The organism is Flavobacterium terrae (assembly GCF_900142035.1).
GTDB lineage: Bacteria > Bacteroidota > Bacteroidia > Flavobacteriales > Flavobacteriaceae > Flavobacterium > Flavobacterium terrae.
This window is the reverse complement of sequence record NZ_FQZI01000001.1, coordinates 443780-457462: the sequence shown is the minus strand read 5'-3', so window position 1 is coordinate 457462 and position 13683 is coordinate 443780. Positions and strand designations below refer to the sequence as shown.

Sequence of the window (13683 nt, the reverse complement as noted above, 5' to 3'; positions counted from 1 at the left end):
AAACCAACAATGAAAAATGTATTAATCATTGGAGCTGGTCGTTCAGCTTCATCACTTATAAAATATCTTTTAGAAAAATCTGAAAGTGAAAATTTACACATAACCATAGGCGATTTATCTTTAGAATTAGCACAACGTAAAACTAAAGGCCACAAAAATGCCAGTGCCATAGCATTAGACATTAACAACACTGAACAGCGTCAAAGCGAAATTCAAAAAGCAGATATCGTAATTTCTATGCTACCTGCTCACATGCACATTGAAGTTGCTAAAGACTGTATCACTTTCAAAAAACACATGGTAACGGCCTCTTATATTAGCGATGCAATGCAAGCTTTAGATGCACAAGCCAAAGAAAATGGATTGGTTTTCATGAACGAAGTAGGTCTTGATCCTGGTATCGATCATATGAGCGCCATGAAAGTACTTGATGAAATTCGTGAACAAGGCGGAAAAGTAATTTTATTCGAATCATTTTGTGGAGGTTTAGTAGCACCAGAAAGTGACAATAATCTTTGGAACTACAAATTTACTTGGGCTCCAAGAAATGTAGTTTTAGCTGGTCAAGGTGGGGCTGCTAAATTTATTCAAGAAGGCACTTACAAATACATACCATACAACAAACTATTCAGAAGAACTGAATTTCTTGAAGTTGAAGGTTATGGACGCTTTGAAGGTTACGCCAACAGAGATTCTTTAAAATACAGAAGTGTTTATGGTTTAGATGACGCTCTTACGGTTTTTAGAGGAACAATTCGCCGTGTAGGTTATTCAAAAGCATGGGATATGTTTGTGCAATTAGGAATGACTGATGACACCTATACAATAGATGATTCAGAAAACATGAGCTACCGTGGATTTGTAAACTTGTTTTTACCTTATCACCCTACAGATTCTGTTGAGATCAAATTACGTCACCAACTTAAAATTGATCAAGATGATGTGATGTGGGATAAATTAGTAGAACTGGATTTATTCAATGAAGAAAAGAAAATAGGTTTAAAAAATGCCACTCCAGCTCAAGCCTTAGAAAAAATACTTACTGATTCATGGACATTACAAGAACATGATAAAGACATGATTGTGATGTATCATAAATTTGGATACGAACTTAACGGCGAACGCAAACAAATTGATGCAACCATGGTTTGCATTGGCGACGACCAAACCTATACCGCAATGGCAAAAACGGTTGGTTTACCAGTAGCCATGGCTACATTACAAATATTAAACGGTAATATTAAAACACCTGGTGTTCAACTTCCAATTAAAAAAGAAGTCTACGAACCTATTTTAAAAGAATTAGAAGAATATGGGGTCATTTTCCACGAAAAAGAAGTGACTTACAAAGGCTACAATTAATACTTACACATTTTGAAAAAGACCTGCTCATATGAAAAAGCAGGTCTTTTTTTTATGAAGCTGTTTTTATCTGCATTTGCTTCTGCTTGTTTAGTACATCTTGTAATTGACGACTAATTTTTTGCTCTCTTTCAATAGCGTTTCTCTTATATGATTGATATTCTTCTTCCAAATCATTTAAAACACTTTTAGAATGCTTTGTCGTTAAATTCATTTTTCTAAACTGTAGAAAGAAAAAAACCACTGCCGTCATAGAACCTAACAAAATAAAACTCAAAAGATAATTAAAGAAAGTCTTATTAAACTCTATCCCTAAAAAGGTAATTGTTGGTCCAGAGCTTGTATATGAAGACAAAGTAGCTTTTGTTTGGTCTAATTCTTTTTTTAGGGTTGATATTTCATTTATCTTTTGTTCCAAAGCTATTTTAGAATCAGCAAGATCAGTTTCAACAGCTGAAATCGAGTTTAAAACAGCCTGCTTTAAATTTAAAATCGACTGCTTCTTTACTATTTTTAAATCTCTGTAAGTTTCCGATTTATCTAAAATAACATTAAACTGATTCCCAATAGCATTAGAAGAAATTCGATTTTCTTGAGCTGAAAGAGTTGCAACCGCAAAAAAACAAATTGCAATTCTGAATGATTTTTTAAAATTCATCATTTGTAGTAGATTAAGGTTAAACATATAGTAGGTTGATTATGAAACGATAAGAATAAAAAAATATTGCCTCTCTCATACTAATGCAAAAACTTAATTAAATCCTAATGTCATAAAAAGAAAGAAAAAGAGTATATTTAACTATCAATTTATTAAAAATGAAAATTAATCAGTTACAAATTGAAATAGATGGTATAGATAAAGTTATTCTTCGAGACCTAATGGAAGATGCTCGTAAACCTATCTTACAAATTGCGAGCAAAATTGGTATTTCTGGTGCAGCTATTCATCAACGATTAAGAAAGTTGGAAGAAGCAAAAGTAATCTCTGGATCTAAGTTCACTGTCAACAATAAAGTTTTGGGTTACAGCACTATGGCTTTTGTGGGCATTTATTTAGATAAAGCAGCTAGAAATCCTGAAGCTGTAAAAGAACTTCGAAAAATTCCTGAAGTTTTAGAATGTCATTATACCACAGGAAACTGGAGCATACTGATTAAAATAATTTGTCGTGATAACGAGCATTTAATGCATTTGCTCAATACTAAAATACAAGCCATTGAAGGGGTTTCAAGAACTGAGACTTTTATTTCTTTGGAACAACAAATAGAGAGACAAATACAATTGTAAAAGAAAGTTTATGAAGCCTAACAAAACCATTGTGTTAAGAATTATTGGACTAACACTAACGACATTGCCACTTGTTATCACAAATCAAAATCTTTCAGATGTAACCAAAGGTTTAATATCAGGAGTAGGTATTGGATTTTTAATTCTTTCTCTTATTATTAAACCCAAAGCAAAAAGATTAATTTAATGAGTAATTTTTTTAAAGTATCATTTTTTTTAATCACCTCTATAACTTGGGGTCAGAAAACTCTTCAATATGCAGACTCCATTAGAATAGCGAAACATATTCCCGAAATAAGTTATGCGGTAATAGATGATAAATCCATTTTTGAAATTGAAGCCATTGGCCTTCATTCTATAAATTTAAATGACAAGGCCACCTTAAATGATCGATTTCATATAGGTTCAAACACAAAAGCCATGACAGCTTATGTTATTGCAAAATATGTCGAACTAGGAAAATTGCAATGGTCAACAAAGTTCTTTGATGTTTTTCCTGAATGGAAACAAAAATCTAAACCAGAATATTTTAATATTACATTACAAGAATTACTATCGCATAGGGCAGGAATACAACCACTTCAAGGAAATGCTGGATTTGAAAATGAGGAAGAAATCAAACTCCCTCAATTTAAAGGCACTAATCAAGAAAAAAGAAATCAATACGGTCAATTTGTTTTCACTTTAGAGCCTGCAAAATTAGATGAGAATATGCCATTTGTATATTCTAATGCAGGTTATGTTCTTGCAACTTTGATGTTAGAAAAAACTACTGGTAAAAGTTGGGAACAATTAGTTGAAAAGGTATTTAATAAAGATTTGAAATTACATGTAAAACTCTCATGGCCAGAAAACCAAAAGAAAAAGGATACTTGGGGACATACATTCGAAAATGACACTCTTAAACCGGTTCCTTCAACTACCAATAACAAATTGGATATCGATCAGCCTGCTGGTGATATAAACATTAGATTAAAAGATTATGTAAAATTTATACAACTCAATTTGCAAGGCTTAAAAGGCGAAAGCAATTATTTAAAAGCCAACACTTACCAATTTTTACATAAAGGAGTTGAAAATTATTCGATGGGATGGTTTAATATTTACGAAAATGGAAAAGAATTTTCTACTCATGCAGGAACTGTAGGAACTTACTACACACTTGTTCATATAGACAGAACAAAAAACAAAACCTACATTATTTTTACAAACTCTTTTAACTTAGATACACAAGAAGGAGTAAAATATTTGATGCGAAAATTAAAAGCAAATTATTAAAAAAGCCACTCAAATGAGTGGCTTTTATTTAACTTTTATAGCAAAAACTATCTTCTATTCATATAAACAGAAACGTAATACAATAACGTTGCAATAGATCCAATTGCAGCCACAACATACGTTCTAGCGGCCCATTTTAACGCATCCTCCGCACCAGCATATTCAGCTTGATTGACCATGTTTTTATTTTTTAACCAAGCCAAGGCTCTATTACTCGCATCGTATTCAACTGGAAGTGTAATCACAGAAAATAAAGTAGTAGCAGCAAAAACCACAATACCTACCAATAATAATCCTGGAAACGTCTTAATCAACAAAATTCCTGCTAATAGTATCCATTGCACAAAACTTGAAGCCACTTGTACCACAGGAACTAACTTTGATCGCATTTCTAAACACTCATAACCTACAGCATGTTGTACAGCATGTCCGCATTCGTGCGCTGCAACTGCTGCTGCTGCTGCATTTCGTTGATTATATACTCCTTCTGATAAATTCACAGTCTTGTTTGCTGGATTGTAATGGTCTGTAAGCATTCCTGGTGTAGAAATTACTTTTACATCGTAAATACCATTGTCAGCCAACATTTTTTCTGCAATCTCTGCTCCACTCATTCCATTGTGTAATTGCAACTTAGAATAATGTTCAAATTTGCTTTTCAATCTTGAACTTACTAACCAGCTCACCAACATAATGGCGCCGGCCAATATCATATAACCTGATCCCATATCGTATTTATTTATAATTTAAATTTAGTAAATAACTATCAAATTACAAGCCATTTCTAAAAAATGCCAAGTTGTCATCTTACTTACAAATAGTTACAAAAGCAATTAATTCTGAAGTGTGATAATACGTAAACGATACATTTATTACTTCATAACCTTCATTTGATTTTCTATTTAAAAAAACTTCAACTTCTTTTGCTAAATCATCTTTCATACTTCCAGAAAATCCTCTGGATGTTTTTAAAACATGAACTTCGTGTTTTTTCATTTTACTTTTACTTATTATACGTAAATTCTGAAAAATGTTACAAAAAGAAATCCCAAATTTCCACTTCGACAAGCTCAGTGACCAGAAATTTGGGATTCATTATTTATAAAAAGTCTGTTCGAGTAGCAAAGCGAATCGAGAACTATTTCTCATAAAACTTCTCGATACAATTTGATTAAATCAAATTTACTCGAAGTGACGAAAAGTTTTAACTATCCTACCAAGTTAATAATCTTTCCAGGAACGATAATTACTTTGTTAGGTGTTCTACCTTGTAATTGATTTTGGGTTCTTTCATCTGCCATTACAATTTCTTCGATTTGAGCCGCTGTTAAATCTAACGGCAGCTTAATCGTGAAACGCATTTTTCCGTTGAACGAAACCGGATATTCTTTTTCGCTTTCTACCAAATACTTTTCTTCGAATTTAGGAAAAGCAACCGTAGAAATTGATCCTTTATGCCCTAATGCATTCCATAATTCTTCTGCAATATGTGGCGCATAAGGCGAAACTAAAACGGCTAATGGTTCTAAAATGGCACGGTGATTACATTTTAATTGTTGTAATTCGTTTACACAAATCATAAATTGAGAAACCGACGTGTTGAAAGAGAAATTCTCAATGTCTTCTGTTACTTTCTTGATAGTTTTATGTAACGATTTGTACATTTCTGCCGTTGGTTCTTCGTCTTTAATTACTGAGCCATTATCATCAAAGTATAATCTCCATAATTTTTTCAAGAAACCAGAAACTCCTGTAATACCAGCCGTGTTCCAAGGTTTCGCTTGTTCTAACGGACCTAAAAACATTTCGTATAAACGTAACGTATCGGCACCGTATTCATTACAAATATCATCTGGATTGACAACATTGTATTTCGATTTCGACATTTTTTCTACTTCACGACCTACAATGTATTTTCCGTCTTCTAACACAAATTCTGCATTGGCATAATCTGAATATAAAGGATGTGCTCTGAATTTTTCGATATCTAATTCGTTCGTAATATCATTAATACAAGCTAAATCAACGTGAATTGGATGAACATTTTTGTCTTTAATTAATCCTTTTGAATATAAAGTTTTAGAATCTTCACTTCTATACACAAAAGCACTCATTCCCAAAATCATTCCTTGATTAATCAGTTTTTTGAAGGGTTCTTCTGTTGGTGCGAAACCTCTATCTTTTAAAAATTTATTCCAAAAACGAGAATATAATAAGTGACCCGTTGCGTGCTCGCTTCCACCAATATATAAATCAACATTTTCCCAATATTTTAAAGCCGATTCACTTGCAAAATCTTCTGTATTGTGTGCATCCATATAACGCATCCAATACCAAGAAGAACCTGCCCAACCTGGCATCGTGTTCAATTCTAATGGGAAAATATTCACGTTATCTATTAACTGATTACTAACCACTGAACACTGTAAACTGTCCCAAGCCCAAACCGTTGCATTTCCTAAAGGTGGTTGTCCGTCTTCGGTTGGTAAATATTTCTCCACTTCTGGTAACACAATTGGTAAGTGTTTTTTGTCAATCATTTTTGGTAAACCATTCACATAATACACTGGGAACGGTTCTCCCCAATATCTTTGGCGAGAGAAAACGGCATCGCGTAAACGGTAATTTACTTTAGCATTTCCGGCTCCGATTTTTTCTAATTCTTCGATGATTTTTTTCGTTCCCGATTTGTAATCTAATCCGTTTAAGAAATCAGAAGCTACAAATTCGAAACCAGCTTTTTCATTAAACGCTGCTTCAGAAATATCTTGGTTGAAAATATTTTTAATTTCAGGCATTCCGTTAGTTCCTTTGAAGAAATTCGCGAAAGCATAATCACGCTCATCACCACATGGAACGGCCATAACTGCACCCGTTCCGTAACCTGCTAACACGTAATCGCCAATCCAAACCGGAATGGCTTCTTTTGTAAATGGGTGTTCGGCATACGCACCTGTGAAAACTCCCGAAATTGTTTTTACATCGGCCATACGCTCTCTTTCCGAACGTTTAGCAGTGGCTTCAATATAGGCATCAACTGCAGCTTTTTGTTCTGGAGTAGTAATTTTAGCTACTAATTCGTGTTCCGGAGCTAAGGTCATAAATGTTACTCCGAAAATAGTATCAGGTCGAGTTGTAAATACATCGATAACTTCATCATGATTTTTCACTTTAAAAGTTACGGCTGCACCAACCGATTTTCCAATCCAATTACGTTGCGATTCTTTAATCGATTCACTCCAATCAATAGTTTCTAAACCTTGTAATAATCGTTCTGCATACGCTGAAATTCGCATCGACCATTGCGTCATTTTTTTACGAATTACTGGATGTCCGCCTCGTTCTGAAACGCCGTTTACAATTTCGTCATTCGCTAAAACGGTTCCTAATGCTGGGCACCAGTTTACTTCCGTTTCCGCTAAATACGTTAATCTATATTGTAATAAAATTTGTTGTTGTTGTTCCGATGAAAAGGCATTCCATTCTGCAGCGGTAAAAGGAGCGATGTTTTCATCACAAACGGCATTTACATTAGCATTTCCTTCTGTTGAGAATAGTTCAATTAAAGTTGAAATATTTTCTGCTTTATCCGTGTTTTTATTGTACCAAGATTCGAACAATTGAATAAAAATCCATTGTGTATGTTTGTAATAATCTGGGTTCGAAGTACGAACTTCACGACTCCAATCGAAAGAAAAACCAATTTTATCTAATTGCTCACGGTAGCGTGTAATGTTTTCACGAGTTGTTTTTTCAGGATGTTGTCCTGTTTGAATGGCATATTGTTCCGCCGGTAAACCGAATGAATCGTAACCTTGTGGATGTAACACATTAAAACCTTGATGTCTTTTGTATCTTGCTACAATATCAGAAGCAATGTAACCCAGCGGATGCCCAACATGTAAACCGGCTCCAGAAGGATAAGGAAACATGTCTAAAACATAATATTTTGGCTTGTCAGATGTGTTACTTGCTGCAAAAGTTTGATTTTCTGCCCAATATTGTTGCCACTTGGCTTCGATTTCGTTATGGAAATACTTCATTACGCTTATAAGTTTGATATGTTCAAGGCGTTAGCCTCAACTTCTTAATTAATTTTTGAGTTGCAAATTTACATTTATTATAAGAAACTAGAAATTTTGATGGTCTTAAGTTTCATCTAAACATTTAACCAACCTAAACCATATCTTCTGGCCTAACCCAATTGTCAAAATCTTCAGCAGAAACATAACCCAAACGAATGGCTTCTTCTTTCAAAGTTGTGCCGTTTTTATGAGCTGTTTGCGCAATTTCGGCCGATTTATAATAACCGATTTTGGTATTCAATGCGGTTACTAACATGAGTGAATTATCAACCAACTCTTTAATTCGGCCATAATTCGGTTGTATTCCTTGAACACAATGTTCATCAAAAGAAACACAAGCATCTCCTAACAAACGTGCCGATTGCAGCATATTGGCGGCCATCATAGGTTTAAAAACATTCAGTTCATAATGCCCCTGCATACCTCCTACCGATATGGCAACATCATTCCCCATAACCTGTGCGCAAACCATGGTCATTGCTTCGCATTGCGTTGGATTTACTTTTCCTGGCATAATGGAAGAACCTGGTTCATTTTCTGGAATTAGAATTTCGCCAATACCTGATCTTGGACCCGAAGCCAGCATACGAATATCGTTTGCAATTTTATTCAAGCTGACTGCTAATTGCTTCAAAGCGGCATGTGATTCGACAATCGCATCATGAGAAGCCAAAGCTTCAAATTTATTAGGAGCGGTTACAAAAGGATGTCCAGTGAATTTTGCAATATACTCTGCCACTTTCACATCGTACCCTTCGGGTGTATTTAGACCTGTACCCACAGCAGTACCTCCTAAAGCGATTTCAGAAAGATGAGGTAAAGTATTTTTGAGTGCTTTTAATCCGTAATCCAGTTGAGCAACATAACCCGAAATTTCCTGACCTAAAGTCAGCGGTGTTGCATCCATTAGATGAGTACGACCGATTTTGACCACTTCTTTAAATTCGTTGGCTTTTGCTTGTAAAGTATCACGCAGTTTTTTTACTCCTGGAATAGTAGTTTCCACCACCATTTTATAAGCTGCAATGTGCATTCCTGTTGGAAACGTATCATTAGAAGATTGTGATTTATTCACATCATCATTCGCTTTGAGCACTGGTTCTCCTTCCCCGATTTTGAAACCTGCTAAAACTTGTGCACGATTGGCAATTACTTCATTCACATTCATGTTGCTTTGTGTTCCCGAACCCGTTTGCCAAATAACCAAAGGAAACTGATCGTCTAGCTTTCCCTCTAAAATTTCATCACAAACCGTAGCAATTGCATCTCTTTTTTCAACCGAAAGCACAGCCAAATCACAATTGGCATAAGCAGCCGCTTTTTTTAAATAAGCAAACCCTCTTACAATCTCTTTTGGCATTGATGCTGGAGTGCCAATTTTAAAATTATTTCTTGAACGTTCTGTTTGAGCGCCCCAGTATTTATCGGTAGGAACCTTAACTTCTCCCAATGTATCTTTCTCTATTCTGAAATCCATTTTATGGTTATTTGATGTGAATATGTCTTTTTGAAACTAAAATTTGATAAAAATGCAGTATAAAATTACATTTATTAATAAGAAACATGAAACTTTGAACGTTATTAACTTCAAATAAAGAAATTCTTTGTTATTTTTACCGCAAATAAATTATTTGTATGAGTTCCTCTTTTGAAAAATTTCAAAAACGCAGACTAATCACGTCTTATTTTTCGGTTGTATTAAGTGTTTTTCTAGTATTATTTTTACTAGGAATACTTGGGTTATTTATCATTAACTCTAAAAAACTTTCAAACGATTTTAAAGAAGGGATTGCAATGTCAATTTATTTTAAAGATGAAGCAAAAGACACTACTTTAACTAAATTTGAAGATAGTATAAAAAAGGCTGTTTTTGCTAAATCTGTGAAGTTTGTTTCAAAAGAAGCCGCTGCAAAAGAACATGAGAAAACTCTTGGAGAAAACTTTACTGAGTTTTTAGGAGCTAATCCATTACAAAACTCATACGATATTCATATTAAAGCAGATTATGTTGAATATGACAGTATAACACGAATTGAAAGAAGACTTCGCGAAAACAAACTAATTGCAGATATTGTTTACGATAAACAGTTAGTTAAAATGGTAAATGAAAATGTAAAAAAAGTAAGTATGTGGATTTTAATCATCAGTGGTTTCTTGACACTAGTTGCTGTTTTATTAATCAATAGCTCAATGCGTTTATCCATTTATGCAAATCGTTTTATTATTAAAACGATGCAAATGGTTGGAGCAACAAAAGCATTCATTAGAAAGCCATTTATTTGGAGAAGTGTAAAGTTAGGAATGATAGGGGCGGGTATTGCTGTTATAGCTTTACTTGGAGTGTTATTTTATTTAGACACTAATTATCCTAATCTTGGCGTTTTAGAAGACAAAATTTCTATAGTAATTGTATTAGCTGGGGTTTTTGGAGTTGGTATTTTAATTACTTGGCTAAGTACATATTTTGCAACTCAACGTTTCTTGAACTTAAGAACAGACGATTTATATTAAATTAAAATAAATGTGACTTCGAGAACCTCAGTCACCGTTGCTTGAGGCTCTCGAAAGCAACATAATTCATATAAAAATGGAAAATAAAAAACAAGAATTCCTTTTTGACAAAGTAAACTACAAATTTTTATTGATTGGATTAGGAATCATAGCTGTAGGATTTATTTTAATGACTGGTGGAGGTAGTGATGATCCTAATGTTTTTAATCCTGAGATTTTCAGTTTCAGAAGAATTCGTTTAGCTCCTACTACTGTTTTAGCAGGTTTTGGAGTTGTTATTTATTCTATCTTCAAAAAATAAATAACCGTTTCTATTTAGATGGATTTATTAAAAGCAATACTTATCGCTATTGTTGAAGGTTTGACAGAATACTTACCTGTTTCTTCAACAGCACACATGATTTTTACCAGTTCCTTTTTTGGAATTCAAGAAGACGATTTTGTAAAGTTGTTTCAGGTTTCAATTCAGTTTGGAGCTATATTAGCTGTTGTAGTTTTGTATTGGAAAAAGTTTTTTGATTTTACTAAGTTTAATTTCTTTATAAAACTTGCTTGTGCGGTTGTTCCTGCACTTGTTTTAGGAAAGTTATTTGATGATAAGATTGAAGCTATACTAGGAAGTCCTATACCAATTGCAATTGTATTGATTCTTGGTGGTTTCATTTTACTAATTATTGACAGATTTTTTCAAAATCCTTCTGTTGTAAAAGAAGAAGATATTACAATTAAAAAAGCTGTAACTATTGGTTTTTGGCAATGTTTAGCCATGATGCCTGGAACAAGTCGTAGCGCAGCCTCAATTATAGGTGGAATGCAACAGGGGTTAACTCGTAATGTTGCTGCTGAATTTTCATTCTTTTTAGCAGTTCCTACTATGTTGGCCGTAACATGTTATTCGGTGTTTTTAAAGACTTACGAACACAGTCAAATGAAAGGTTACGAATTGATTTTACAATCAAAAGATACGATTACCATGTTTGTAATTGGTAATATTGTGGCATTTATTGTTGCCTTTCTAGCCATAAAATTTTTCATCGGTATTATCAAACAATATGGTTTTAAACCTTGGGGTTGGTATCGTATTATCGTTGGAACTTTACTTTTAATTTATTTCTCTTTCATAAAATAATCAAGTTGTATTCTGCAGAAGACATTTTAGCTGGACAAGTGCTGTTAATTGACAAGCCATTAACTTGGAGTTCATTTCAGGCAGTAAATAAATTAAAATATGCATTAAGAAACCGATTAGGATTACCTAAGAAGTTTAAAATAGGTCATGCCGGTACTCTAGACCCTTTAGCCACAGGCTTATTGATTGTTTGCACAGGAAAATTCACGAAAAAAATTACAGAAATTCAGGCTCAAACCAAAGAATATACTGGTACCATTCATTTAGGTGCAACGACCCCTTCGTATGATTTAGAAACTGAAATCGATGCTACATTCCCCACAGACCATATAACCGAAGCGTTAATTCATGAGACTTTAAAAAATTTTATTGGAGAAATTGACCAAAAACCACCTGTGTTTTCAGCGATTAAGAAAGATGGTAAGCGTTTATATGAACATGCTCGTGCTGGTGAAGAAGTAGAAATTGAAGCAAGAAAAACAACTATTTACGAATTTGAAATTACTCGTATAGCACTTCCAGAAATTGATTTTAGAGTAAGTTGTAGCAAAGGAACCTACATTCGTTCATTAGCCTACGACTTTGGAAAAGCTTTACAATCTGGAGGACACTTAACTGCTTTACGAAGAACGAAAATTGGCAATTATTCTGTTGAGAACGCAATAACTCCAGAAGCATTTGATAAATTAATTCCAAAAAAAGAAAATTAGTCTACATTTTTTGATGTCCTAATTCCTCTAAATGGACCATCAAATTAGACAATTCATTCATTGTACTTAATCCCTTGTCGTGTAAGTACCACATTTGCAATTCTGTTTTAGCTGTTTCATCAACGACACCATATTGTGCTTTATAACTTTTTATCAAATTTGTAGCACCTTCCGGTCTTGGTCCCCAAGAACCTTTTACCATCATAGACTCCTTTTCGATAATAATAACTTTGGGGATAGATTTACTTCCGTTTGTTAAAAACAAATTCATTAAAGCTTCATTTTCATCTCTAAAAACTAGTTTAAGTTCGATTTTAGAAGTAGTAGCTACCATTTTATTGAGTATTGGTGTAATTTGAGCTGCATCTCCACACCAACCTTCAGACAATACTAACCATATATATTCCTCTTGAAGCGAATTCAATTTTTTTATTGTGGCATCATCAACCTGAATAGTTTTATCCAGTCTGTTCATTCTAGTCTCATTCAATTTGCTATAATGCAAAAGATCTTCTGTCTGTTCATTTCCTGTTGACTTACCTTTGGCCAACAAATCAGAAACCTGTTTTCTGTAATCTAAATAGCTAACGCCATTATAAAAACCTTCAATTATCTTCGTCTTCATTACCTGATAAAAATTTCTGTAAATTTACGATTAATTAAAAACTCAATAAGTAACTAAACACACAAAATATGGAAAAAAAACGTTGCGGCTGGTGCGAAAAAGATGATTTATACCGTAATTATCACGATGAAGAATGGGGAAATCCAGTATATGATGACGAAACTATTTTTGAGTTTTTAGTTTTAGAAACTTTTCAGGCAGGATTAAGTTGGTATACCATCTTGGCCAAACGTGAAAATTTCAGAAAAGCTTTTGACAATTTCGATTATAGAAAAGTAGCAGCATATGACCAAGCAAAAATGGAAACTTTGAAAGAAGACGCTGGAATCATTCGTAATGGATTAAAAATTAAAGCAACGGTTACAAATGCACAAGCTTTTATAAAAGTTCAAGAAGAATTTGGAACTTTTTCAAAATATATTTGGGGCTTTGTAGGTGGAAAACCCATTGATAATCAACCAAAAAACTTAAAAGATGTTGCTGCGACATCTGAAATATCTGACAAGCTAAGTAAAGATTTAAAAAAACGTGGCTTCAAATTTGTAGGTTCAACTGTAGTGTATGCACACATGCAAGCTACAGGTATGGTAAATGACCATGTTGAAGATTGCTGGAAGAGAAATCAATAAACAGTTTCAGTTTTCAGTCTCAATCACTTATTAGAAAAATAGATTTATGAGAAAAATAACAAAACTC

The 13683-nt window shown here is 33.6% G+C and carries 15 protein-coding genes; 9 read left to right on the top strand and 6 right to left on the bottom strand.

Annotation, left to right across the window (positions count from 1 at the left end):
- The first annotated feature begins 9 nt into the window (after positions 1-9).
- Positions 10-1362: a saccharopine dehydrogenase family protein gene (locus BUC09_RS02075; protein ID WP_073308209.1), complete on the top strand. Its 1353-nt coding sequence runs from the start codon at positions 10-12 to the stop codon at positions 1360-1362.
- A 52-nt stretch (positions 1363-1414) separates the two neighbouring features.
- Here BUC09_RS02075 and BUC09_RS02070 read toward each other — a convergent pair whose 3' ends face one another.
- Positions 1415-2023 (bottom strand): hypothetical protein, encoded by a 609-nt coding sequence (locus tag BUC09_RS02070; RefSeq protein ID WP_143161846.1) that lies wholly within the window; start codon positions 2021-2023, stop codon positions 1415-1417.
- 155 nt (positions 2024-2178) lie between these two features.
- Between BUC09_RS02070 and BUC09_RS02065 the strand changes: the two genes are divergently transcribed.
- Genes BUC09_RS02065 through BUC09_RS02060 form a run of 3 tightly spaced genes read left to right on the top strand, consistent with a single transcriptional unit; the run spans position 2179 to position 3927 of the window.
- Positions 2179-2649 (top strand): Lrp/AsnC ligand binding domain-containing protein, encoded by a 471-nt coding sequence (locus tag BUC09_RS02065; RefSeq protein ID WP_073308205.1) that lies wholly within the window; start codon positions 2179-2181, stop codon positions 2647-2649.
- A gap of 10 nt (positions 2650-2659) precedes the next feature.
- Positions 2660-2836 (top strand): hypothetical protein, encoded by a 177-nt coding sequence (locus BUC09_RS14730; RefSeq protein WP_159432927.1) that lies wholly within the window; start codon positions 2660-2662, stop codon positions 2834-2836.
- Positions 2836-3927, top strand: coding sequence for a serine hydrolase domain-containing protein (locus BUC09_RS02060; protein ID WP_073308203.1), 1092 nt, complete (start codon positions 2836-2838; stop codon positions 3925-3927). The genes BUC09_RS14730 and BUC09_RS02060 overlap by 1 nt, the downstream gene beginning before the upstream one ends.
- Before the next feature lie 47 nt (positions 3928-3974).
- On the opposite strand, the gene BUC09_RS02055 is transcribed toward BUC09_RS02060, so the two are convergent.
- The 4 genes from BUC09_RS02055 to fumC form a co-directional block, all read right to left on the bottom strand.
- Positions 3975-4655, bottom strand: coding sequence for a zinc metallopeptidase (locus tag BUC09_RS02055; protein WP_073308201.1), 681 nt, complete (start codon positions 4653-4655; stop codon positions 3975-3977).
- A 79-nt stretch (positions 4656-4734) separates the two neighbouring features.
- Positions 4735-4923 (bottom strand): hypothetical protein, encoded by a 189-nt coding sequence (locus BUC09_RS02050; protein WP_073308199.1) that lies wholly within the window; start codon positions 4921-4923, stop codon positions 4735-4737.
- A 212-nt stretch (positions 4924-5135) separates the two neighbouring features.
- Positions 5136-7970: a leucine--tRNA ligase gene (gene leuS / locus BUC09_RS02045; RefSeq protein ID WP_073308197.1), complete on the bottom strand. Its 2835-nt coding sequence runs from the start codon at positions 7968-7970 to the stop codon at positions 5136-5138.
- Between the two features lie 133 nt (positions 7971-8103).
- The gene (gene fumC, locus BUC09_RS02040) at positions 8104-9489 is read right to left on the bottom strand and encodes a class II fumarate hydratase (RefSeq protein ID WP_073308195.1); all 1386 of its coding nucleotides are present in this window, start codon (positions 9487-9489) and stop codon (positions 8104-8106) included.
- 158 nt (positions 9490-9647) lie between these two features.
- On the opposite strand from fumC, the gene BUC09_RS02035 reads away from it, so the two are divergent.
- The 4 genes from BUC09_RS02035 to truB all read left to right on the top strand — a co-directional run bounded on the left by BUC09_RS02035 (position 9648) and on the right by truB (position 12362).
- Positions 9648-10523, top strand: coding sequence for a cell division protein FtsX (locus BUC09_RS02035; protein ID WP_073308193.1), 876 nt, complete (start codon positions 9648-9650; stop codon positions 10521-10523).
- Between the two features lie 76 nt (positions 10524-10599).
- On the top strand, positions 10600-10824 hold the full coding sequence (locus BUC09_RS02030) for a DUF3098 domain-containing protein (RefSeq protein WP_073308191.1): 225 nt from the start codon (positions 10600-10602) through the stop codon (positions 10822-10824).
- An 18-nt stretch (positions 10825-10842) separates the two neighbouring features.
- Positions 10843-11652 carry an undecaprenyl-diphosphate phosphatase gene (locus BUC09_RS02025; protein WP_073308189.1) on the top strand — a complete coding sequence of 270 codons (810 nt, stop codon included), beginning with the start codon at positions 10843-10845 and terminating at the stop codon, positions 11650-11652.
- A gap of 5 nt (positions 11653-11657) precedes the next feature.
- Entirely contained in the window at positions 11658-12362 is a 705-nt protein-coding gene (truB, locus tag BUC09_RS02020; RefSeq protein WP_073308187.1) for a tRNA pseudouridine(55) synthase TruB, read from the top strand.
- A gap of 1 nt (position 12363) precedes the next feature.
- Here the strand turns inward: truB and BUC09_RS02015 are convergent, their stop codons facing one another.
- Positions 12364-12987, bottom strand: a complete 624-nt coding sequence (locus BUC09_RS02015; RefSeq protein WP_073308185.1) for a thioredoxin family protein — start codon at positions 12985-12987, stop codon at positions 12364-12366.
- A gap of 68 nt (positions 12988-13055) precedes the next feature.
- On the opposite strand from BUC09_RS02015, the gene BUC09_RS02010 reads away from it, so the two are divergent.
- Complete coding sequence (locus tag BUC09_RS02010) at positions 13056-13616, top strand: DNA-3-methyladenine glycosylase I (protein WP_073308183.1); 561 nt, start codon at positions 13056-13058, stop codon at positions 13614-13616.
- Positions 13617-13683 lie beyond the last annotated feature (67 nt).